27 protein-coding genes and 1 other annotated feature are annotated in these 21,384 nt (G+C 39.4%); all 27 genes read left to right on the top strand.

What is annotated here, in order from left to right:
- Nucleotides 1-6 precede the first annotated feature (6 nt).
- The 27 genes from AB1H92_RS06030 to AB1H92_RS06160 all read left to right on the top strand — a co-directional run bounded on the left by AB1H92_RS06030 (nucleotide 7) and on the right by AB1H92_RS06160 (nucleotide 21,242).
- Nucleotides 7-1,047: a type IV pilus twitching motility protein PilT gene (locus AB1H92_RS06030; protein ID WP_166739592.1), complete on the top strand. Its 1,041-nt coding sequence runs from the start codon at nucleotides 7-9 to the stop codon at nucleotides 1,045-1,047.
- Complete coding sequence (locus AB1H92_RS06035) at nucleotides 1,047-2,252, top strand: type II secretion system F family protein (protein WP_115361507.1); 1,206 nt, start codon at nucleotides 1,047-1,049, stop codon at nucleotides 2,250-2,252. Before AB1H92_RS06030 ends, AB1H92_RS06035 begins: the two co-directional genes overlap by 1 nt.
- A 226-nt stretch (nucleotides 2,253-2,478) precedes the next feature.
- The gene (locus AB1H92_RS06040) at nucleotides 2,479-2,952 is read left to right on the top strand and encodes a prepilin-type N-terminal cleavage/methylation domain-containing protein (RefSeq protein ID WP_115364095.1); all 474 of its coding nucleotides are present in this window, start codon (nucleotides 2,479-2,481) and stop codon (nucleotides 2,950-2,952) included.
- Between the two features lie 171 nt (nucleotides 2,953-3,123).
- Nucleotides 3,124-4,113: a type IV pilus biogenesis protein PilM gene (gene pilM / locus AB1H92_RS06045; RefSeq protein ID WP_166739486.1), complete on the top strand. Its 990-nt coding sequence runs from the start codon at nucleotides 3,124-3,126 to the stop codon at nucleotides 4,111-4,113.
- Complete coding sequence (locus AB1H92_RS06050) at nucleotides 4,103-4,687, top strand: hypothetical protein (RefSeq protein ID WP_115361502.1); 585 nt, start codon at nucleotides 4,103-4,105, stop codon at nucleotides 4,685-4,687. The genes pilM and AB1H92_RS06050 overlap by 11 nt, the downstream gene beginning before the upstream one ends.
- Nucleotides 4,684-5,367, top strand: coding sequence for a hypothetical protein (locus AB1H92_RS06055; protein WP_115361500.1), 684 nt, complete (start codon nucleotides 4,684-4,686; stop codon nucleotides 5,365-5,367). Before AB1H92_RS06050 ends, AB1H92_RS06055 begins: the two co-directional genes overlap by 4 nt.
- Nucleotides 5,368-6,123 (top strand): A24 family peptidase, encoded by a 756-nt coding sequence (locus AB1H92_RS06060; RefSeq protein WP_115361498.1) that lies wholly within the window; start codon nucleotides 5,368-5,370, stop codon nucleotides 6,121-6,123.
- Nucleotides 6,124-6,209: 86 nt separating this feature from the next.
- Nucleotides 6,210-6,854: a hypothetical protein gene (locus AB1H92_RS06065; protein ID WP_115361496.1), complete on the top strand. Its 645-nt coding sequence runs from the start codon at nucleotides 6,210-6,212 to the stop codon at nucleotides 6,852-6,854.
- A gap of 95 nt (nucleotides 6,855-6,949) precedes the next feature.
- Nucleotides 6,950-7,558, top strand: coding sequence for a nucleoside triphosphate pyrophosphatase (locus tag AB1H92_RS06070; protein WP_115361494.1), 609 nt, complete (start codon nucleotides 6,950-6,952; stop codon nucleotides 7,556-7,558).
- Nucleotides 7,555-8,253: a DNA repair protein RadC gene (radC, locus tag AB1H92_RS06075; RefSeq protein ID WP_115361492.1), complete on the top strand. Its 699-nt coding sequence runs from the start codon at nucleotides 7,555-7,557 to the stop codon at nucleotides 8,251-8,253. The genes AB1H92_RS06070 and radC overlap by 4 nt, the downstream gene beginning before the upstream one ends.
- A 91-nt stretch (nucleotides 8,254-8,344) precedes the next feature.
- Nucleotides 8,345-9,361, top strand: a complete 1,017-nt coding sequence (locus AB1H92_RS06080) for a rod shape-determining protein (protein ID WP_115361490.1) — start codon at nucleotides 8,345-8,347, stop codon at nucleotides 9,359-9,361.
- 154 nt (nucleotides 9,362-9,515) lie between these two features.
- On the top strand, nucleotides 9,516-10,421 hold the full coding sequence (gene mreC / locus AB1H92_RS06085; RefSeq protein WP_115361488.1) for a rod shape-determining protein MreC: 906 nt from the start codon (nucleotides 9,516-9,518) through the stop codon (nucleotides 10,419-10,421).
- A complete protein-coding gene (mreD, locus tag AB1H92_RS06090) occupies nucleotides 10,418-10,942 on the top strand; it encodes a rod shape-determining protein MreD (protein WP_115361486.1) in 525 nt (174 codons plus the stop codon). The genes mreC and mreD overlap by 4 nt, the downstream gene beginning before the upstream one ends.
- A 32-nt stretch (nucleotides 10,943-10,974) precedes the next feature.
- Nucleotides 10,975-11,646 carry a septum site-determining protein MinC gene (minC, locus tag AB1H92_RS06095; protein WP_115364094.1) on the top strand — a complete coding sequence of 224 codons (672 nt, stop codon included), beginning with the start codon at nucleotides 10,975-10,977 and terminating at the stop codon, nucleotides 11,644-11,646.
- Between the two features lies 1 nt (nucleotide 11,647).
- Complete coding sequence (minD, locus tag AB1H92_RS06100; RefSeq protein ID WP_115361484.1) at nucleotides 11,648-12,445, top strand: septum site-determining protein MinD; 798 nt, start codon at nucleotides 11,648-11,650, stop codon at nucleotides 12,443-12,445.
- A 179-nt stretch (nucleotides 12,446-12,624) separates the two neighbouring features.
- Complete coding sequence (locus tag AB1H92_RS06105; protein WP_115361482.1) at nucleotides 12,625-13,167, top strand: peptidoglycan DD-metalloendopeptidase family protein; 543 nt, start codon at nucleotides 12,625-12,627, stop codon at nucleotides 13,165-13,167.
- Entirely contained in the window at nucleotides 13,164-13,763 is a 600-nt protein-coding gene (locus AB1H92_RS06110) for a M50 family metallopeptidase (protein WP_115361480.1), read from the top strand. Before AB1H92_RS06105 ends, AB1H92_RS06110 begins: the two co-directional genes overlap by 4 nt.
- A gap of 162 nt (nucleotides 13,764-13,925) precedes the next feature.
- Nucleotides 13,926-13,999: a sequence feature (ribosomal protein L21 leader region), on the top strand.
- Between the two features lie 12 nt (nucleotides 14,000-14,011).
- Nucleotides 14,012-14,320: a 50S ribosomal protein L21 gene (gene rplU / locus AB1H92_RS06115; RefSeq protein ID WP_075527745.1), complete on the top strand. Its 309-nt coding sequence runs from the start codon at nucleotides 14,012-14,014 to the stop codon at nucleotides 14,318-14,320.
- A 6-nt stretch (nucleotides 14,321-14,326) separates the two neighbouring features.
- Nucleotides 14,327-14,656: a ribosomal-processing cysteine protease Prp gene (locus AB1H92_RS06120; RefSeq protein ID WP_115361479.1), complete on the top strand. Its 330-nt coding sequence runs from the start codon at nucleotides 14,327-14,329 to the stop codon at nucleotides 14,654-14,656.
- Between the two features lie 12 nt (nucleotides 14,657-14,668).
- On the top strand, nucleotides 14,669-14,959 hold the full coding sequence (gene rpmA / locus AB1H92_RS06125) for a 50S ribosomal protein L27 (protein ID WP_115361477.1): 291 nt from the start codon (nucleotides 14,669-14,671) through the stop codon (nucleotides 14,957-14,959).
- A 218-nt stretch (nucleotides 14,960-15,177) separates the two neighbouring features.
- Nucleotides 15,178-15,696, top strand: coding sequence for a Spo0B domain-containing protein (locus tag AB1H92_RS06130; RefSeq protein WP_115361475.1), 519 nt, complete (start codon nucleotides 15,178-15,180; stop codon nucleotides 15,694-15,696).
- Between the two features lie 12 nt (nucleotides 15,697-15,708).
- Entirely contained in the window at nucleotides 15,709-16,995 is a 1,287-nt protein-coding gene (gene obgE / locus AB1H92_RS06135; RefSeq protein WP_115361473.1) for a GTPase ObgE, read from the top strand.
- A gap of 26 nt (nucleotides 16,996-17,021) precedes the next feature.
- Entirely contained in the window at nucleotides 17,022-17,477 is a 456-nt protein-coding gene (locus tag AB1H92_RS06140) for an ACT domain-containing protein (protein ID WP_115361471.1), read from the top strand.
- A 16-nt stretch (nucleotides 17,478-17,493) separates the two neighbouring features.
- Complete coding sequence (gene pheA / locus AB1H92_RS06145; protein ID WP_115361469.1) at nucleotides 17,494-18,381, top strand: prephenate dehydratase; 888 nt, start codon at nucleotides 17,494-17,496, stop codon at nucleotides 18,379-18,381.
- 134 nt (nucleotides 18,382-18,515) lie between these two features.
- Nucleotides 18,516-19,637 (top strand): LysM domain-containing protein, encoded by a 1,122-nt coding sequence (locus AB1H92_RS06150; protein ID WP_134268489.1) that lies wholly within the window; start codon nucleotides 18,516-18,518, stop codon nucleotides 19,635-19,637.
- 10 nt (nucleotides 19,638-19,647) lie between these two features.
- Entirely contained in the window at nucleotides 19,648-20,511 is an 864-nt protein-coding gene (locus tag AB1H92_RS06155) for an aminoglycoside phosphotransferase family protein (protein ID WP_166739487.1), read from the top strand.
- Between the two features lie 11 nt (nucleotides 20,512-20,522).
- Nucleotides 20,523-21,242: a YebC/PmpR family DNA-binding transcriptional regulator gene (locus AB1H92_RS06160; protein WP_115361463.1), complete on the top strand. Its 720-nt coding sequence runs from the start codon at nucleotides 20,523-20,525 to the stop codon at nucleotides 21,240-21,242.
- Nucleotides 21,243-21,384: the final 142 nt, after the last annotated feature.

A 21,384-nucleotide genomic window follows, 5' to 3' on the forward strand; every position in this document is an offset into this window, starting at 1 on the left:
TGAATCATTATGGCTGATCTTGATCAATTATTTAAAAAAGCGTTTAACTATCATGCATCTGATTTACATCTGTCTATTGGGATCCCGGCAGTTTTCCGAATCAATGGGACCTTACAAAGTCTAGATGATGTTATTTATTCGTCTGAGCAACTGGAAACAATGGTGAAAGCAATTATTCCGAAAAATAGACTGGCTGAATTTAAGGAATTAGGAGAAGTGGATTTTAATTATTCCTTACAAAATGTATGTAGGTTTCGTGTGAATGCCTTTCATCAAAGCGGTGAAGTATCCATTGCGGCTCGTCTTGTACCGACTTCAATCCCGACGATTGAAGCTTTAAAAATGCCGAACATTTTGTATCCGTTGGTCGAAAAGTCACAGGGGCTTATTTTAGTAACTGGGCCAACCGGTTCAGGTAAATCGACAACATTGGCAGCGATGATTGATTACATAAATCGTAAATATGCAAAACATATTATTACATTAGAAGACCCAATTGAGTATATACATACGCATGAAAAATCAATTGTTAATCAGCGAGAAGTTGGAACGGATACAAAAAGCTTTGCCAATGGCTTACGAGCTGCGTTACGTCAAGACCCAGATGTCATTTTAGTAGGAGAAATGCGTGACTTAGAAACAATTTCGACGGCAATTACGGCAGCAGAGACAGGACATTTAGTGTTGGCGACGCTTCATACGAGCAGTGCAATGACGACAATTGACCGAATGATTGACGTCTTTCCGCCACACCAGCAAAATCAAATTCGAATCCAAATCGCAAACGTATTACAAGGAGTCATATCACAACGGTTATTCAGTCGAAAAGATGGAAGCGGCCGTGTAGCGGCAACTGAAATATTAGTACAAACACCGGCGATAGCAAACCTAATTCGTTCTGAAAAAGTGCATATGATTCAAAATATCATGCAGACGCACAGAAGTCTTGGCATGCATACACTTGAAACGTCTATACATCAATTGATTGCTAAGGATTTAATTCGTTACGAAGACGCTGAACCGTATTTAACAGTAGGTGAAATGTAATGCCGGTTTATAAATATAGCGGAAGAACAACTTCCGGGGAAATGAAAAAAGGAACGATTACAGCTAACTCTGAAAAAGAAGCAATTGCCAAATTACGAAATGATGGTATTCATCCACGTGAAATTGTAGAATCGACGAGCATTTTACATAAAGAAATCTCAATTGATCCAAAAGTAAAAAACGAAGATTTCGTTATTTATTGTCGTCAATTCGCAACGCTCATTCGGGCAGGCATATCAATCGTTGAAGCGACACATATATTGGCTGGGCAAACATCGAGTAAACCGTTGAAAAATGCGCTATTCACAATTGAAGAAGAAGTTCGAGCAGGTACCTCTTTTTCAAGTGCTGCCCAAAAAAATGAAGCTATTTTCCCGTCGTTATTTGTTAATATGATGCGGGTTGCAGAAGCGACGGGAAATCTCGATTCTACATTAGATAGACTGGCAAACTATTACGAGAAGCAATTTAAGCTTAAAAAAAGCATTCAGTCCACGTTAATTTATCCGCTCGTTTTACTAATTGCGATTATTGTTGTTTCAATTAGTTTACTCGTTGTCGTTGTTCCAAGGTTTTCGGAAATGTTCGAGGATTTCGGTGCGGAATTACCGTTTATCACCATTTTTGTTCTTGGAATCAGTGATTTTTTACAAGGATTCTGGTGGATTTTTCTACTTTTTGGAATTGGGGTTCCGGTAATTTTCAACTTAATGTATAAGCGGAATACACAATTTCATTATCAAGTGCACTACATATTATTAAAACTGCCGATTTTTGGGCCACTCCTTCAAAAATCAGCCATTGCACAAATGACACGCACATTATCGTCATTATTCAGCAGTTCCGTGCCGATTTTACAAGCGTTAAAAATCGTTGAACGTGTCGTAAATAATCCGATTATCGGAAAAGTGATTAAAGAAGCACATGACAGCTTGGAAAAAGGGAGTACACTGTCGGCTCCGCTAGAAAAAAGTTGGCTATTTCCTCCGCTTGTCACGCAAATGACTGCGATCGGAGAGCAAACGGGTTCGTTAGATTATATGCTGGAAAAAGTAGCGGACTTTTACGAAGATGACGTTGATAGAACTGTAGATTCTTTGAAGGCTTTAATTGAGCCGCTTATGATTATTATTCTCGCCATCGCCGTTGGGACAATCGTTCTATCAATCATGGTCCCGATGTTTAGTTTGTTTGAGCAGATGTAATACCTGAAAATGATTTCCGCTATAGGCGGACGCTTTCCGTGGGGCGTGAGGTGAGCCTCCTCGGTCGCTGTCGCTCCACTGCGGGGTCTCACCTGTCACGCTAATTCCACAGGAGTCGCCGCCTTCCGCTCCAATCATCATAGACTAATCCGTTAAGGAGGTGAAAAAAAGGATGCAAAATAATAGTGAACAAACAAGTAAATATAGAAAAATTGGGGGAATTAAAATGATGAAAAATATTAGAAAACGACTTGAGAATGAAAAAGGATTAACGCTTGTTGAATTACTTGCGGTAATTGTGATTTTAGCGATTATTGCAGCGATAGCGATTCCGGCGATTGGGAACATTATTAAAAATTCTCAGGTTGGTGCATTGAAGTCAGATAGCCTTAACGCTATAGCGGCAGCTGAGCTTTATATAATTGATAATCCGGAAGTACTTGAGAATAATACGAGCTCGATGGTTACGTTATCACTTCTTACAGGAGACGAAGAAGGAGCTGGTGAGTCATATTTAGAAGAGGAAATAAGCTTAACAGATTTTGAGTATGACCCGACAGCTAAAGCAGTAACAAAATTAAAAGCCCAAAAAGGTGGAGTGAAGTTTGAGTTGATAGGTGGTCAGAAAGCTGTAAAAAAGGACCTCCTAGATTTACCAAACAACTCTAAGAGTACTACTATATTTGAAATTACACGTTAAAATAGATAGCTTTTGATATTATTAGTATAAGCCATTATTACATTTTTAATGATTATGACTTCAAATAACTACAGCAGCCCCTGCTGCTGTAGTTTTCATTCCTCATTCTAGTAAATGACGCTTCATTTACTAGAATGGGTTATGAAAAATGTTCCTGAAAGGAGTTCCCATATGTTTAACCGATTCAAAAAGAAAAAACGTACTGTTTCTATAGAATTAAATGATTTTTACATACGTGCGCTTAGTTTTACTGAGGGTGAGTTAGACACGACGTTATTATTTGAACAAGCCCTTCCATCAGGGCTTGTTGAAGAAGAGGTTGTGCAAGATGAAATGGCTTTGTATGACTTACTGAAAACGCTTGTGAAAGAGTGGAATATTTCGAAGCATGAGTTGCGTTTTTTTGTTCCGGGGCATGCTGTGTTGATGCGAACGATTGAGCATCCCGAAGAACTAAATATGCAGGAAATTAAAGAATATGTAGAAATGGAACTTGGTGAAACGATTCATCTGCCATTTGAGCAACCGCTTATCGATATGTATGATGCTGATCCGGATGATGGGGTGGCGACGTTGTTTGCTGCGCCTTCTGAAGAGGTGATGCAGTTGATGCGTCTGTATGAAGACGTGCAATTGGAACCTGCTGTATTGGATATACGTGCGTTATGTAACATTCGTTTTTTAAAGAATATTCAAATGTTAGATGCCCATAAAACATACTTAATTGCGGATTGGTCTGTGAACGCGGTTTCGATTTGTATTTATTCGGATGGGAATGTTGATTTTCTACGCTATCAGCCAATTGAAACGGAACAGAAAAATTGGCGCTACCTTCCTGAAAATACAACGGTCCCGTATTTTTATGAAGGCGAAATTAGCGATTATCAAATGCATCTAACCAATCAAACATTGGAACTTGAACGGATTTTGAATTTTTATCGTTATTCATTACATAAAGGCGAAAAAGCAGTAAATGAACTCGTTATGATGGGGGATAATCCAGAAATGGATTTTATTATGGAGAAAATTGGTTCGACGCTAGAATTACCTATTCGACTGATCGATAATGAAATCGTGAAACAACATTATCCGAATTTTAAAGCAGAACATGCAACGTTACTTGGTTTGTCGCTGAGAGAGGAAGCTGGTCATGGTTCCTGATATTAATTTATTGCCGAAAACTGAAAGGAAAAGTTCCAATGAGAAATGGCTATTTATCACGATAGCTATTATTTTTTGCGCCTTTCTAATTTTTGTTATCGTTCAATCTAGGATATTATCCAATCAATTAATAACATTAGAACAAGAACAGCAAACATTGGCGCTAGAAAGAGAAAGTTTATTATCAGAAATCGAAGCGCTAAATAATCCCAAAGAAGTAGACTTGGAAACTTCTGTTCAATTTATAGAGCATATTGCCTATGCGGTATCACCGATTATCGTGGAAGTGAATAAAGGGCTTGATCCCCATGCGTATTTACGTGAATATTCATTTTTGGAGCGTGCGGTTCAGTTAAAGGTCGATTTTGAAACGATACCAGAAGTTGTTTCGTATGTAGATTATTTGACGAGAAGTAAATATTTTGATGATGTTTTGGTGAACCAAATCACAACGTTCGACCCAGTTCTGGGGGGGGATGAAAAGGATACGTTTCATGTCGTGGATCGCTATTCGAATTCATTTGACCTGCCGTTGGAATTAAAATATTTGAAAATGGGCGGTGATGGCAAATGAATATTTCATTCAAAGAAAATCGAACATTGCTCATCTTACTTCTTGTGTTAGCCTTTGTCATTGTTGGGGCAATTTATTTTTACACCCTATATCCGAAAATGGAAGAGAAAAAACGTGTGCTTCAATCGATTGACACGATTGAAATAGAAATTGAACAACTTAACCAAAAATTATTGAGTACTTCTGATGTAAAGGCAGCAACAGAACATGAATTTGAATTAAGAAAGAAACTACCAGAAAAAAGAGAGATTAGTTCGCTTTTAATGTCTCTACAAGAGATTGAACTTGTGAGCGAAGCGAAAATAAATGAAATCATATTTCATGATTACGATGCGCTCGTTTCACAATCTGGACTTGTTGAAGATGTAGATTCAGAAGAGGAAAATGAAAAAGATAAAATGGATGACGAAAAGGGGGAAATACCTGTAACTAATATTGATATTGCAGCTTTGCCTAAGCAATTAAAACTGCTTACGCTTCAGATGGATGTCGATGTGAAAGATAAAGCGCATTTACTTCATTTTATTCAGGAAATTGAGGCACTTGAACGGGTTATTCGTGTAGACGATATTCGATTTACGCTAGACGGGGAGGCAGATCTGGCTGTCAAAGAACCGGATGAAACCATTAATATAATGCTTCAGATTACAACATTTTACTCGGAAGTCGAGGCTAATTAAATGGAATTATTAATTGGTGTTCTGTTTTTTATTTACGGCTTAATCTTCGGCTCATTTTTTAATGTTGTTGGGTTGCGTGTTCCCAAAAAAGCGTCGATTTCTTTTCCGCCTTCGCATTGTACAGCATGTGAAAGAAGGCTAGGCGTTCTGGATTTAGTGCCAGTTTTTTCATATTTATTTTTAAAGGGACGATGTAGAACCTGCTCCGCAAAAATTAGTCCTATTTATCCGTTTATGGAATTGATGACCGGAATACTTTTTGCGTTAGCATACGGTATGCTCGGGTTAAGTTTAGAGTTGATTGTCGCGATTGTCTTTATTTCACTACTGATCATCATTACCGTAACTGATCTTGCGTACATGCTCATTCCGAATAAAATTCTTTTTCCTTTTGGTATTGTCCTATTCTTGTTACGTTTCATTTCGCCATTAACGCCTTGGTGGAGTAGTATCGTAGGGGCTGTCATTGGATTTGGTGTATTGCTGGTCATTGCTGTTATTTCAAAGGGAGGGATGGGAGGCGGCGATATAAAGTTATTTCTCGTTATTGGTCTAGTCATCGGACCAGTGCAGACATTGCTTACTTTATTTATCGCTTCTTTAATCGGTACAATTGTCGGCTTTATTTTCTTAAAGAGAACGAAACAAGGGCGAAAAACGCCAATTCCATTTGGGCCTTCTATCTCGGCAGCAGCCGTGATTGTTTATTTTTGGGGTTCATTTATTGTCGATTGGTATGGGAAGCTGTTTGTATAAGTCGAGAAGTTTATAGAGACGGCCGACAAGTGTCTTGTTTTTTTTCAGTTCGATTCTGCTACTGTTAAGAAAACGGGGTGGTAGAGATGAAATTTGGAAAAAGATACTCGAATATTACAGTATTCATGGCGATGCTTCACGGTGTCATTATTGGCATTGCAGCCATTGCGGTTGTCGGGATTATTTTTGTCGGCGCGGAAGGGAATCGGACAGTCGATAAAATCGAAAACGAAATTCCTGCATCTGGACCTGCCGAAGATAAGGAGAATGATACTTCAGCTAATAAAACGACAGGATCACTTGCACTTTATGCGAAGCAACATGGTGCTTTTACAACTTCGGTGTCCGCTGCAACTTTTATCGCCGAGGATCCGTCTTTATCTACGGCAGCAATTATTCAATCAGACGGACAATATTTTGTTTGGTCTGCTGTTGGCTTATCAGAAGTAGAAATTGAAGGGATTCTTGAGGAAGGCACGTATAAGAAAGAGTTTTCTATTAATCCGACTTCTTGTGATATGGTTCATACAACAAATCTCTGGGAAGTACTAGAGGCAGACGATATCGCGAAAATAAAACAATTGGCTTCGAAAAATGATGACGAAAAAGCAAAGGAATTAGCTCGTCATATCGATACGATTACTGCATTTACCAACGATTTGAAGGTGATTCGACTACACTTACTGTCCAAATATGCGAATACAAATGACTGTGTGAAAATTTCGTTTTGAATTGATTTTTCAAGCCAAATTGCCGTTATTCGTTATTTGGTACAATTTTCAAAACCTTCCTGAGTGGTTACAATAAAAAGTAGGGAGGGATATTGATGAAGTTTTTAGCGAATCAACCGATCATTTTAGCTTCAGAATCACCGAGGCGGAAAGAATTGCTGCAGAAATTGGGGATTCCTTTTCAAACGATGAAAAGTAATGTTGTAGAGAATGTCGAATCTACCCCATCTAGTGTCAACAGGTACGTGACAGAATTAGCGATTGAAAAAGCAAAAGCGATTGCCAAACATCATGTGGAAAAAGCGGTCATTGGTGCGGATACGATTGTTAGTTTTAATGGAAAGGTTTTTCCTAAACCGAAAGATAAAGAACAGGCAAAGCAGTTCTTACAAACGCTTTCTGGACAAACCCACTTAGTCATTACAGCTGTTGCGATTATGTATGCTGGAGAAGCTCATTCCTTTTTTTCGGAGACGAAAGTTACGTTTTATGAGCTAGATGATGCTATGATAGATGCTTATATTGAAACAGGTGATTGTTTTGATAAAGCGGGTGCTTACGGGATTCAATCAGGCGGTTTATTATTTGTGCAAGCATTAAGCGGAGATTATTACTCAGTAATGGGACTTCCTGTCGCACAACTTTCAAGAGTGTTACAAGACATTGGTGCTATCACACTAAAAAGGAGTGTGAAGGACGAATGAAACTGGATGAAAAGCCACAAATGATGATTCGAGATGTTCATCTTGCGGACAGGCCCCGAGAGCGATTGATTAGGCAAGGTGCGAGCAGTTTATCCAATCAAGAACTAATTGCGATATTATTAAGGACAGGTACAAAACAAGAGTCAGTCCTAACGTTAGCAAATCGCATCCTAACCTCTTTTGATAAAATACAAGACTTCCAATATGCAACACTTGAAGAATGTATGAAAGTGAAAGGGGTTGGACAAGCGAAGGCAGTTCAACTCCTAGCAGCTGTAGAGCTTGGAAAAAGAGTGAATCGGAAGGACTCTCGAGAGCGATATGTCATTCGTTCACCAGAGGATGCTGCAAACTATTTAATGACGGATATGGCGTCTTTGCAACAGGAGCACTTTGTTGCTTTATTTTTAAATGTTAAAAATGAAGTACTACATAAGGAAACGATTTTTATTGGCTCATTAAACGCTTCGATTGTTCATCCAAGGGAGCTATTTCGTGAAGCGGTAAAACGTTCCGCGGCTTCCATTATTTGTGCGCATAATCATCCTTCCGGCAATCCCGCGCCATCGCCTGAAGATATTGAAGTGACGAAGAGATTGGTGGCAGCAGGTGATATGATGGGGATAGATGTACTAGATCATCTGGTCATAGGGGACCATCAGTTCATAAGCCTTAAAGAAAAAGGGTACATGTGACACTATCACTTTCTTCGCCAATCCGCTATAATGTGGTATATTATTTAGTGAATACCGTAATAAACGGTTGAGAAGAAAGGAAGAACTTATTTTGTTTGGATTCGGTGCTAAAGATGTTGGAATTGATCTAGGTACAGCAAATACATTAGTGTTTATTAAGGGGAAAGGCATAGTATTAAGAGAGCCTTCCGTTGTTGCAAAAAATACGCATACAGGTGAAATTGTCGCAGTAGGAAGTGCTGCGAAAAATATGATAGGCCGTACACCAGGTTCAATTATTGCGACACGCCCAATGAAAGATGGCGTAATTGCTGATTTTGAAATTACGACTGCAATGATAGAGCATTATATGAAAGAAGCAATGAAAGCGTCAGGTGGCTCCTGGAAAAAGCCAAATGTGATGGTTTGTGTGCCTTATGGCATTACATCGGTTGAACAAAGAGCCGTAATCGATGCATCCCGTCAAGGTGGCGCTAAAGATGCGTATACGATTGAGGAGCCATTTGCAGCTGCAATCGGTGCAGGGCTACCAGTATGGGAGCCGACAGGAAGTATGGTCGTTGATATTGGTGGCGGTACAACAGAAGTCGCGGTTATTTCACTTGGCGGAATTGTTACAAGTGAGTCAATTCGTGTCGGCGGAGATACAATGGATAACGCAATTTCAGGGTATATCCGTAAAACGTATAACTTAACTATTGGTGAACGAACAGCAGAAGCGATTAAATTAGAAATTGGCTCTGCAAAAGTTGAGGAAGAAACAGAGAAAATGGAAATCCGTGGACGAGATTTATTGACAGGTTTACCGAAAACGATTGAAATTTCCTCAGACGAAATTGCAGGTGCTTTACGTGAATCTATTAGCCATATTATTGAAGGTGTGAAGAAAACATTAGAAACTACACCGCCAGAACTTTCTTCAGACGTGATGGAACGCGGTATCGTGTTAACAGGGGGCGGCGCATTATTACGTAGCCTCGACAAAGTCATTTCTGAAGAAACCAATATGCCAGTCTTCATCGCAGAAGAACCGCTAGATTCCGTAGCGATTGGAACAGGGAAAGCTTTAGATAATTTTGATATCATCAAAAAAATGCAAGCAAAATAACAAAAGCAAAGGGCGTCTAAGATATGATTTTGAAGATTTTTATATCAGCACGCGCTCGAGGTAATTAAGTGAAGAAAAAGGTTTGTGCCTCTGCCTATTTTGGGTGGGGGCTATCAAACCGTTGAAACCGGATAGTTAAGGGAGGATAATGGCAATGCCGCGATTTTTTTCAAATAAACGACTGATTTTATTGCTTGTAGGCGTGATTGTCCTCGTTGCATTAATTTCATTCACCTTAAGAGACCGGCATAACGCTTCCCTGCCAGAGAGAATTGTGAAAGATGTTGTCGGTTTTGGACAATCGATTTTCTCAAAGCCAACACATTTTATTACAGGGGTTATTGGAAATGTCGACGGAATTTTGAATACATATGAAGAAAATAAAATTTTAAAAGAGCGTCTGAATGAATACGCTTCCGTGCAAGCAGAACTTACGGAAGTTCGAATTGAAAACAATGAGTTGCGCGAAATTATCGGTAAAAAAGAAGATTTGAATGCTTATGATCCGATTCATGCAACAGTGATTTCAAGAAACCCTGATCAGTGGGAAGAGAAAATTATTTTAGATAAAGGTTCAAAACATGGTGTTAAACAAAATATGGCTGTAATTACATCAAGAGGCTTAATTGGAAAAGTTATTGTCGTTACGGATTTGCATTCAACAGTAGAATTGCTTTCGACAGAGAATCGAAATTTCCGCGTCTCGGCCGTTATACGAAGTAAAGAAAATGATGGTCAATCTGCTTTCGGACTCATTGAAGGATTTGATCGTGAACGAGGCGAATTGATCATGCGGCGTATAGATACTGATTATGAGATTGAAATTGGAGAAAAAGTGATATCTTCTGGATTAGGCGGCATTTTTCCTAAAGGTCTTCCAATCGGCGAAGTCACCGAAGTATCTACTGATGATTACGGTCTAACAAAAATGGTTTATATCCGACCTGCTGCACAGTTCTCAATGTTAGACCATGTCATTATTACGAAGCGAACTTCTGTGACAGTTGAAGGAACGGATGGTAATGGAACTGTCGGTGCTGAGGGGGAGGATGGATCATGATTCGATCCATCATCCCTTTGATGGTTACAGTTCTTTTTTTCATGGAACCAGTATTTAGTTTGTTTTCTCCGATTACGTATGCAGATGCTTTGCTAACGCTTGTTCCACGATTTGTGATTGTTTGCCTCATATTTATTTCGATTTACGGCAGTCGTAAGCATGCGATTATATACGGAATTATCTTTGGCCTCTTGTATGATATCTTTTACATTGATATTATTGGGATATACGCTTTTTTATATCCGCTAATTTGTTTGATAGCGTCCGGTATTATTCGCTATATCCATAGACATATTGTGACAGTTATTGGATTAACTTTATTACTAATTGCACTTTTAGAAATATTTTCATATGGATTTGCAAGTTTAATTTCCGTTACATCTATTGGATTTGAGGAGTTTTTTAAAGGAAGGCTCATTCCAACTATGCTAGCAAATTCTTTATTTGTGATAATGTTTAGTTGGTTTTTTAAAAGAATCATTGAAGAGAAAATATTGCATAAATCATCTGATGTTATGTAATTTAAGGTAAAGGAAGATGCGGGGTGACAGCAATGACGAAACAGCAATATGTAGCGATTAAAGGGACGAAAGACGGCCTTGTTCTTCGACTTGACGACAAATGTGCCTATTCAGATTTGCTAGCGGAACTCCGTAGCAAAGTAGCTGAAAGTGGATTAGAAGGTTTATCGGAAGTCCAGGTCGATATCGGGTACCGATATTGCAATGAAAGCGAATTAAAGGAAATTATGAACATTATTCATAGTTCACCTAATTTACGGATATCAAAAATTCAAAGTGACGTTTTAACAGTTGAAGAATGCAATGCACGAATACTTGAAAAACAATCAGAAACATTTATTGGCATCGTTCGTTCAGGACAAGTTGTCAAAGCTGAAGGAGACTTAGTCGTTATCGGAGACGTAAACCCCAATGCGCGTGTCGTAGCAGGCGGAAGCATCTATGTTCTTGGTAGGCTTAAAGGAATTGCCCATGCGGGTGCCAATGGAAATACAGAGTCGGTCATTGCTGCATCATGGCTTGAGGCTACACATTTAATGATTGCGGATAAAATGGAGTTAATGACAGACGAATTAACAATTCTATCCGAACAACCGGAAATGGAATGTGCGTATATTCATACAAATGGCTTCATCACGATTGATCGCTTGCAAGAACTACGCATTATAAGACCACATTTATCATCATTTAAAGGGGGCATCTAATGTGGGAGAAGCAATTGTAATAACATCGGGTAAAGGTGGTGTCGGTAAGACGACGACAACAGCTAACCTTGGAACAGCACTCGCGCTCCAAGGAAAGAAGGTTTGTCTCGTTGATACAGATATCGGCCTCCGTAATCTTGATGTCATCCTCGGTCTCGAAAATCGAATTATTTATGATTTAGTTGATGTCATTGAAGGGCGATGTAAGATTCACCAAGCGTTGGTAAAAGATAAGCGATTTGAAGAAGGTTTATTTTTACTGCCAGCTGCACAAACGACAGATAAAAATGCGATTACCGCAGACCAAATGAAGGTTTTGGTCGAAGAGTTAAAGCGAGACTATGATTATATTTTAATTGATTGTCCTGCTGGTATTGAGCAAGGGTATAAAAACGCTGTAGCGGGTGCAGACCGAGCAATCGTTGTCACAACGCCAGAAATTTCAGCTGTTCGTGATGCGGACCGAATTATCGGTTTACTGGAACAAGAAGACATTGAGCCGCCGAAACTGATTATTAATCGAATTAAACGTAACTTAATCAATGAAAATGATGCATTAGATGTCAATGATATCACAACACATTTATCGATTGATTTACTAGGGATCGTCATGGATGATGAACGTGTCATTAGTTCATCGAATAAGGGCGAACCAATTGTGATGGATCCTTCAAATTCCGCTGCACTAGGTTACCGAAATATCGCAAGACGCATACTTGGAGAGTCTGTACCATTGATGTCAATCGAACAGAATAGAAATGGATTTTTTAGTAAATTAAAGTCCATCTTTGTTAGATAATTAAGTAAGTAAAATACAATTAGTCGTCGAATAAAACATTTACATTCGAAACCAGGCCATAAAAAACCTCTACGTTTAGAAACGTAGAGGTTTTTGTCGTTCTAGTTTTCTTCAACTAGAACGAGATACTATTTCTATGTTCACCATCATATACTACAAAAAACAGGTGGTGAATCTCAGTGAAATGGAAAACGAAATGGCTACTTGCTTTTATTCTCGTACTAGGAATTGTAGGGGTGACTAAACTAGAAGAACTGGGTATCATTCACAAACCCGTTTCCCAATATGTAACGACAGGTCAAGACTTTTTGGTAATGAAAAAATGGGTTGCTTCTATGTTGGACAATCCGGAAGATGAGTTGCTAGCGGTAAACTATGAAAACTCATTATTAGGTACGTATGAATCGATGCAACCGTTTAAAGAGGGCGTAATCATATCTTATCCACAGCCAATTGCGATAGAAGCGCAGCGGGATGGACTCGTCATTTTTACAGGTATTAAGCGTCAAACAGGCAAAACGATAACTGTTCTATATGACGACGGGGATGAGGTCACATATGGATTCGTAGGTTCATTTAGCAAGCTTCCTTATACGTCAGTTAAAAGAGGAGATACACTCGCATTAATGGAGGAAGAAGCACTTTTCTTCATGGTTAAACGAGATGGGGCTAATTTAGATGCGTCGCTCTTACCAGCTTATTTATCGGGTTCGGTGGAATGAAACTACGTCTACATCCTATTTTAATCCCAGTCTTTTTATTTCTACTCGTATCGGGGAATGTATCTATTTATACGTTAGTTTTCATTTCTCTTTTAATTCATGAGGCGGGGCATATAGTCGCTGCAAAAATGGTTGGACTGCGCGTTCGGTCATGCACAATTATGCCTTACGGTGGTGAACTTACCATTCCAGGTCGGCATGCTGCACGGCGTCGCAAGCGTTTTTATGTCGCGCTTGGGGGTCCTGTAGCGACTTTGCTTTTACTCTTGCTTGCCATACTTATCCCATTTTCAGCAACGGATCTCCTAATTCGTATTCAACTTATTTTATTGGCTGTGAACTTATTACCTTTTTTGCCTCTGGATGGCGGACAGGCACTAAGTGCATTCATTGAGAAAAAAGGAAAAGAATACGAGGCAAGACTAGCGATGATTGTTCATTCAATGGTTTTTTACGGTATTGTGATTATTATGCTCAGCTTTTCATTGCCAGAGACAATCCCTTATATTGTGCTCGCTTTTTTTCTATTAGTCCAAAATATTGCCGCGTTTCGTTACCGAAAATATGAAAAGGCTTTATTTAATTTAAAGAAGTAAGTCGCTAGTTTTTAAATGAATCAAACTACTATTTACATTGAAGCAGTCCAGGACATTTACTTATTCAAGTGAGCAACCAGCAGGTTTCACAGTTTTTTTGAAATAACTGTTGACGAAACAATTTATCCGTGATAATATTTTAATGTTATTGTTTGTAGCGCACCCGTGCTACAACCGCTCTGAAAAGGTATAAGCGTCCGATAGGAACACCTTTTAAGGCGAGTCTTAGTAATAGAGGAGGTGCAAGTATGTACGCAATTATTGAAACTGGTGGAAAACAAATTAAAGTTGAACAAGGTCAAGAAATCTACGTTGAAAAAGTAGCTGGTGAAGCTAACGACGTTGTTACATTCGACAAAGTTCTTTTCGTAGGCGGCGACGACGTAAAAGTTGGTGCTCCTTACGTAGAAGGTGCTTCTGTTACAGCGAAAGTTGTAGAACAGGGCCGTGGTAAAAAAATTACGATTTTCACTTATAAGCCAAAAAATAATGATGCCAAGAAAAAAGGTCATCGTCAGCCATACACTAAAGTTGTAATCGAAGGCATTAACGCATAATCGACTATGATTAAAGTGAAGATTGAAAAAGGGCAATCAGACCGCATTAAATCATTTGAAATGTCTGGACATGCTCATTTCGCTGAACATGGAAAAGACTTAGTGTGTGCCGGCGCGTCTGCCGTGTCATTTGGTGCTCTAAATGCTGTGATTGCATTAACAGGGAATACACCTATAATTGACCAAGGTACAGATGGCGGTTACTTACGAGTTGTTTTTTCTGAAGATGAAATCGAGAATGATGACATTCAATTAATTATAAAAGCGATGATTGTTTCTTTGCAGACGATTGAACAAGACTATGGGCAACATATAAAAATCATCTTCAAAAAGTAGGAGGTGGCACACATGCTACGTTTAGATCTCCAGTTTTTCGCATCGAAAAAAGGAGCGGGTTCTACAAAGAACGGTCGTGATTCTGAAGCGAAACGTCTAGGCGCAAAACGCGCTGATGGACAATTCGTAACAGGTGGTTCGATTCTTTACCGTCAACGCGGAACAAAAATTCACCCAGGTGAAAACGTTGGTCGCGGAAGTGACGATACACTATTCGCAAAAATGGATGGTATCGTACGTTTCGAACGTTTAGGACGCTCAAAAACGAAAGTAAGCGTTTATGCTGAAGCGCAAGAAGCATAAATCTTTATAATAAAGACTGCATGATATATATTCATGCAGTCTTTTTATTTTGTTATTCTGGACAAATGAATGTTGTTTAAACATGTTAGTAAAAAGCTCAGGCGCATGGTAAACGGTTAATTACGAAATGAAGACATACATTGAATCATTTTATTTTACGTAAAAAGGAAAAGTAATGCTATACTATATTTACAACTAGAGAGATGGAGTGAGGGATTATGAAGGAAGAGCAGCTAACGATAGCGCAGGCGTTGAAGTTCACACGTCATGACTTTTTAAACGACCTCCAAATCATACTAATGAATATCGATTTAGGGAATACTGAGCGGGCAAAGAAAACAATTTTAGCGACGACAAATAAAATGAAGCAGCACGCATTGTTATCCTCGTTAAGTTTACCAAAAACAGAAATATGGTTAGCAACTTTCGAGTGGATACATACTTCTTTTGATAAATTGTTAACATGTCATGTAAAAGCTCCCATTACAAATGTGAGTGATGACGACCTCGTTTCATCTTTACAAAAATTGATTAAACAAGTTGAAAATGTGTTAGATCCTTTTTCAGAGTATGAAGCTCATTTTGATATTTTATCTGTTAAAGAAGAATGGGTAATTAAACTGTCTGTGACGGGCAAATTACCAAAACTAGAAGCTAAGTGTAGCGAAGACAAGAATTTTACGATTGAAGAGCAATTTAAAGAGAATTTATGGACGTTCACAGTTCGTGGACGATAGGAGGAACTTATTATGTTTGTTGATCACGTAAAAATTTATGTAAAAGGCGGTGACGGTGGCGATGGTATGGTCGCATTCCGGAGAGAAAAGTATGTACCATACGGTGGGCCTGCTGGCGGAGATGGTGGAAAAGGTGCTGACGTTGTATTTGAAGTAGACGAAGGTCTCAGAACGTTAATGGATTTTCGTTATCAGCGCCATTTTAAAGCACCTCGCGGAGAACACGGCATGAGTAAAAATAAACACGGTAAAAATGCCGAAGATATGGTTGTCAAAGTGCCGCCTGGAACTGTTGTCACAGAAGGGGAAGATGGCCCGGTTATTGCAGACCTAGTGGAACACGGACAAAGAGCTGTTATCGCACGTGGTGGACGTGGCGGACGTGGGAATAGTCGATTTGCTACGTCTCAAAACCCTGCACCTGAACTGTCTGAAAAAGGAGAACCGGGTGTTGAGCGAGATATTGTCCTTGAATTAAAGGTGTTGGCAGACGTCGGACTCGTTGGGTTTCCAAGTGTTGGGAAGTCCACTCTTCTTTCAGTCATATCTGCAGCAAAACCGAAAATCGGTAATTACCATTTTACAACACTCGTTCCAAATTTAGGAATGGTTGAAACAAATGATGGAAGAAGTTTTGTGCTAGCAGATTTACCCGGTTTAATCGAAGGGGCGCATGAAGGGGTAGGTCTTGGTCATCAATTTCTACGTCACATTGAACGAACACGTGTCATTATCCATATAATTGATATGTCCGGCATGGAAGGGCGCGATCCATATGAAGATTATGAAACGATTCATGAAGAATTGAAACAATATAATTTACGATTAACGGAACGTCCGCAAATTATTGTCGCAAATAAAATGGATATGCCGGATGCGGAAGAAAATTTACGAGCATTCAAAGAGAAGTTCGATGAAGATGCACTTATTTTCCCGATTTCTGCAATTACACGCCAAGGATTGGATGATTTATTGTTTGCAACAGCTGATTTAATTGAAGTGACACCTGAATTCTCATTGGCTGATGTAGAAGATGAAAGTGAAAACACGGTGTTGTATAAACATGAAATGGAAGAGTCGGACTTTGAAATTTCACGAGACGATGACGGAGCTTATGTCCTTTCCGGTTATACGATTGAGCGGTTATTCAAAATGACAGACTTTAACTTTGACCAATCAGTACGCAGATTTGCTAGACAAATGCGTGGGATGGGTGTAGACGATGCACTTCGTGAACGTGGCGCACAAAATGGTGACATTGTGCGGATTCTAAATTTTGAATTTGAGTTTGTAGAATAATACGAGTTGAATGTTGGAGTGATGTTATGAAACGATTAGGAGAGGGTCGTTTTTATCTAGTAAGAGAAGATGTCTTGACGGAATCCATGCTTAAAACTATTGAAGTAAAGAAACTATTGGCATCAGGTGAAGCATCTACCATTCAAGAGGCTACGAAAAACATTGGGTTATCCCGAAGTGCTTTCTATAAATATCGTGATACTGTATTTCCGTTTGAATCTGTTGCACGAGAGAGAATCTTAACGATCTTTATCCAATTGGAAGATCGTAAAGGTTCTCTTGCAACACTTTTAAGCATTGTGTCAGAAGCGAAGTGTAATGTGTTGACAATACACCAAACAATCCCTGTTCAAGGGCGGGCAAACGTTACCTTATCATTAGATGTCACGACGATGGGCATGAAAATGGACAGTTTTTTACAACGATTGAAATCACCTGATTTTGTGGAATCAGCTTCCGTCATTAGCTCGGGAGCTTTGTAAAAGGGAGGAAATAGGATTGAGTGAACATGATTATGCACCGATAATATCGTATCTAGGGCCAGAAGCATCCTTTACGCACGTTGCTGCGAAAGAATTATTTGGCCAAGTGGGTTTATCTGCAAAACCTACTATACCTGACTGTGTGGAAGCTGTAAGTTCTGGGCGGGCTACTTATGCAGTTGTTCCGTTAGAGAATGCATTGGAAGGATCCGTGCCACTAACGATTGACTATATGTTTAATGAACATGATTTGTTTATTAATGCGGAGTTATCGATCCCAATTCAACAACATTTAATGGTCAATCAAGCGCAAGCAAATGCTTTAGATTCAATCGAGTCTATTCATTCGCATCCTCATGCGCTTGCCCAATGTCATAAATATTTACTATATCAATATCGAGGGGTCCCATTAATTCAATCAACTTCAACTGCCGCGGCAGCAAAATATGTTTCTGAAAACCCAGATAAAAAGATTGCGGCTATCGGGAATCAACTAGCTTGTGAGAAATATAATTTACATATGGCAGAAGAAAATATTCATGATTTTCATTTTAATCACACCCGATTCGTTGTACTATCTCAGAAAAAAGGGAAATTAGAAAAGCATGGGCATACGGAAATACCGAAAACAACTTTGATGGTTAAGTTACCGAAAGATGATCGACCAGGTGTCCTTCACCAAGTGTTATCCGTCTTTTCTTGGAGAAAATTAAACTTAACGAAAATTGAATCTCGTCCATTAAAAACTGGTTTAGGAAATTATTTCTTTATCATCGATGTTTTGGAAGACGAAGAGGCGCCATTGATGAAAGGCGCGCTGGAAGAATTAAAAGCACTAGATTGTTCCGTCCGTTCATTCGGCACATATTATTCATACGAACAACGACCGACACGTCCAAATTGAGGATGTGTCGGTTTTTCGCATAATGATAATTCCCTCGCATATAAATGGTGACAAAGGATATCCGTTTGAAAAAAAGCGTAACACAGGCGGACGTCTAGTCATACGATGGATTGATGGAAGGGGGAAGTTTTTTAGTGGATGTCCATATTGTTCAAAGAGGCGAAACACTCTGGAAAATTGCGAGGCAACACGGAATTTCATTTGAGGAATTAAAACGGGTGAACGCACATCTGGCCAATCCAGATTATATAGTTCCGGGAATGAAAATTTTTCTTCCGAGTAAAGTACAGGCGATAGGTGAAAGTGCTAAGACAGGTGCAAGTGAAACTAAGGTGAAGAAGGTCGAAAGTGTTAAAAAAGTAGAAAAGGCGCCAGTGGCACAGCCTATTTCCTTAACAGAAGCACTTCAAGCGCCGAAAGAACCTATGCCGATACCGGCCACACCGAAAGTACCGAAAGTGACTTCGAAGCCGGTAGAGGAATCGATAGAAGCACCGCCGAAAGCTACCATGCCGAAAGTGGAGCAAACGCAACATAAGCCAACACCTGCACCGACACCGCCGCCAGCACAAGCACCCATGCCACCGTTTCCAATGCAACCTTATCCATATACTGTAATTGGAATCCCATGCGGATGGCTTCCGATTTACGATGCAGATTGCTATCCATATGTTCACATGGGGCAAATGCATCAGATGCCGCACCAACCGCCAATGACACAATTACCAGTACCAGAGTCAACACATTTTAATCATTATCGCCCATCAGCACGCCCGAGTGTTCCTGAGATGGATAAGAAGATGGAGTCTCCAACGAGTAAAAAAGATAGCACACCTGGATTCTACTCACCACCGGCGCCACCGGAATTACATTTTCCATCGCTGTCCGGACCAGAGTTAATGCCGTCGATTGAATCGCCAACTCTTCAGTTACCTAAAGCAAAACCTGAAGTGAAAAAAGAAGCAAAGCCTAAGTCAACGCCAATGCCGGAGTCACGACCAATATCACCAACAGATAGAGGGCCAATGCCAGCAGCGCCAGCTCCGTATTCAGATTGGTCATATCCTCAAACTATGTACCCGGCTCATACGGGACAGTCATCTCCATGCGGATGTAGTCAATTAGCACCAATGCCTTTACCAGTGCAACAACATCCTTTTTGTAATGCTTGCAATCAACCGATAGGACCGCATCCAATGCATCCGATGCCGCCAATGCCTTACCCAGCTCCATATCATTGGCATGGAATGTATTAAGCGTATGATCGTGAAAGGGAAAGCGGAACAAATCAATAATAATGTTTGGAAACTTGAAAGAAATGGCCGTTATTACTCAGTGAAACATTATGATTCTTCATCAACATTATATAAAGTGAATGCCATCCATGAAAAATTACGTTCACTTTCATTTCCACATATTATTTCAGTCATACCCAGTGAACATCCGTTACTCTTTACACAACCATGGCTTAGGAAAGCCAGGGCTGTTAATTTTAAAAAACGAGCCGATCGAACAGAATCGCTCGAAGCACTTATCGATTTACATGAAACACAATCGCAATTCGATTGGAAGACAGCGGATTATTTGCATGAATATCCTTTAATTGCGAAATGGGAAGATCGTTTATTTCGATTTGAGTCAATACGTGAAGCTTGTGAAATGTATATTGGAAAAGCAGCGGTAGATGACATTATTTTTTATGCAGAAAGTGCACTTCGCGTTGTCCGTAAGTCGTATAATCAAGAGAAAAAAATTACATTGCTCCATGGAGATGTCGTTCACCATAATATCTTGCGAGATAAAAAAGGAATCATTCGTTTTATAGATTTTGATCTCGCTTGTATTGGACCGGCAGGAACTGAGATTGCTCTATGGATGCATCGAGTATTACCGCAAATTGATTATGATTTAACCTTTTTATTAAATGAACAACCTTCCTTACAGAAGTTAGATAAATCATCTTTAAACTTGCTGCTTTATCCAAATGAAATATTGAGAGAATGGCTCCATTTCTTCTCTTTATCGAAAGACTCACAAGAAAGGCAATTGAAAAACATGCTCCCTTTTACAGAGTCCGCACTCTCGCATTGGCCAAAATTATGGTATAATGTAGAACGGATAAAAAACTAGGAGGTTGCATGATGGCAGGGCATTCCAAATGGAATAATATTAAAAACCGTAAAGGCGCGCAAGATGCAAAGCGCGGTAAAATATTTCAAAAAATATCTCGAGAAATATATATGGCAGCGAAACAGGGCGTAGATCCAGACATGAACCCTGCTTTACGTTTAGCGATTGAAAAAGCAAAAAGTGCAAACGTGCCTAACGATGTAGTGAAACGTGCACTAGATAAAGCTTCGGGCGCAGGCAATGATGAAAACTATGAGGAAGTCATTTACGAAGGTTACGGCCCGAATGGCGTAGCAGTTCTCGTTTATTGCTTAACGGATAACAGAAACCGAACAGCACCTAATATTCGCGTTGCATTTACGAGAAATGGTGGAAACTTAGGTTCAAGCGGATCGGTTTCATATATGTTTGATCGAAAAGGGCGTCTGTTGATTGAAAGAACAGAAGACACGGATGAAGATATGATTATGCTCGCAGCACTTGAAGCTGGTGCAGAAGATATTGAATCCAGTGAAGAAGGTTTTGAAATTATCACAGAAGCAGCTGATTTCTTACAAGTTAAAAATGAGTTGGAAGAATCAGGAATTGAGTTTGTTTCAGCCGACATTGAAATGGTTCCTTCAATGCATACCGTAATTCCGGAAGAGAGCGAAGAACAGTTTGAAAAAATGCTCGACATGCTGGAAGACGATGATGACGTGCAAAACGTTTATCATAATGCGGCTGAGTAATAGCAGTTTAGTTCAATATATTTAGGAAGACACTAGTTTGTAGGTTTATCTATAAATTAGTGTCTTTTTTGGTTGATATGCGCTAATAATCCAGCGTATTGAATAGATATCTATCATTTTCAACATTCTACTATTACTTTTT

It is taken from the genome of Sporosarcina pasteurii (assembly GCF_041295575.1).
Lineage (GTDB): Bacteria > Bacillota > Bacilli > Bacillales_A > Planococcaceae > Sporosarcina > Sporosarcina pasteurii.

Excerpts from the sequence above, each read along its gene's own strand:
- mreD (WP_115361486.1), top strand. The coding sequence starts at position 10,418 with ATGATTCGATCCATCATCCCTTTGATGGTTACAGTTCTTTTTTTCATG.
- rpmA (WP_115361477.1), top strand. The coding sequence starts at position 14,669 with ATGCTACGTTTAGATCTCCAGTTTTTCGCATCGAAAAAAGGAGCGGGT.
- AB1H92_RS06050 (WP_115361502.1), top strand. The coding sequence starts at position 4,103 with ATGGTTCCTGATATTAATTTATTGCCGAAAACTGAAAGGAAAAGTTCC.
- AB1H92_RS06035 (WP_115361507.1), top strand. The coding sequence starts at position 1,047 with ATGCCGGTTTATAAATATAGCGGAAGAACAACTTCCGGGGAAATGAAA.
- AB1H92_RS06160 (WP_115361463.1), top strand. The coding sequence starts at position 20,523 with ATGGCAGGGCATTCCAAATGGAATAATATTAAAAACCGTAAAGGCGCG.
- obgE (WP_115361473.1), top strand. The coding sequence starts at position 15,709 with ATGTTTGTTGATCACGTAAAAATTTATGTAAAAGGCGGTGACGGTGGC.
- pilM (WP_166739486.1), top strand. The coding sequence starts at position 3,124 with ATGTTTAACCGATTCAAAAAGAAAAAACGTACTGTTTCTATAGAATTA.
- AB1H92_RS06060 (WP_115361498.1), top strand. The coding sequence starts at position 5,368 with ATGGAATTATTAATTGGTGTTCTGTTTTTTATTTACGGCTTAATCTTC.
- AB1H92_RS06140 (WP_115361471.1), top strand. The coding sequence starts at position 17,022 with ATGAAACGATTAGGAGAGGGTCGTTTTTATCTAGTAAGAGAAGATGTC.
- AB1H92_RS06130 (WP_115361475.1), top strand. The coding sequence starts at position 15,178 with ATGAAGGAAGAGCAGCTAACGATAGCGCAGGCGTTGAAGTTCACACGT.
- mreC (WP_115361488.1), top strand. The coding sequence starts at position 9,516 with ATGCCGCGATTTTTTTCAAATAAACGACTGATTTTATTGCTTGTAGGC.
- rplU (WP_075527745.1), top strand. The coding sequence starts at position 14,012 with ATGTACGCAATTATTGAAACTGGTGGAAAACAAATTAAAGTTGAACAA.
- AB1H92_RS06110 (WP_115361480.1), top strand. The coding sequence starts at position 13,164 with ATGAAACTACGTCTACATCCTATTTTAATCCCAGTCTTTTTATTTCTA.
- minC (WP_115364094.1), top strand. The coding sequence starts at position 10,975 with ATGACGAAACAGCAATATGTAGCGATTAAAGGGACGAAAGACGGCCTT.
- radC (WP_115361492.1), top strand. The coding sequence starts at position 7,555 with ATGAAACTGGATGAAAAGCCACAAATGATGATTCGAGATGTTCATCTT.
- AB1H92_RS06055 (WP_115361500.1), top strand. The coding sequence starts at position 4,684 with ATGAATATTTCATTCAAAGAAAATCGAACATTGCTCATCTTACTTCTT.
- AB1H92_RS06040 (WP_115364095.1), top strand. The coding sequence starts at position 2,479 with ATGATGAAAAATATTAGAAAACGACTTGAGAATGAAAAAGGATTAACG.
- AB1H92_RS06065 (WP_115361496.1), top strand. The coding sequence starts at position 6,210 with ATGAAATTTGGAAAAAGATACTCGAATATTACAGTATTCATGGCGATG.
- AB1H92_RS06120 (WP_115361479.1), top strand. The coding sequence starts at position 14,327 with ATGATTAAAGTGAAGATTGAAAAAGGGCAATCAGACCGCATTAAATCA.
- AB1H92_RS06070 (WP_115361494.1), top strand. The coding sequence starts at position 6,950 with ATGAAGTTTTTAGCGAATCAACCGATCATTTTAGCTTCAGAATCACCG.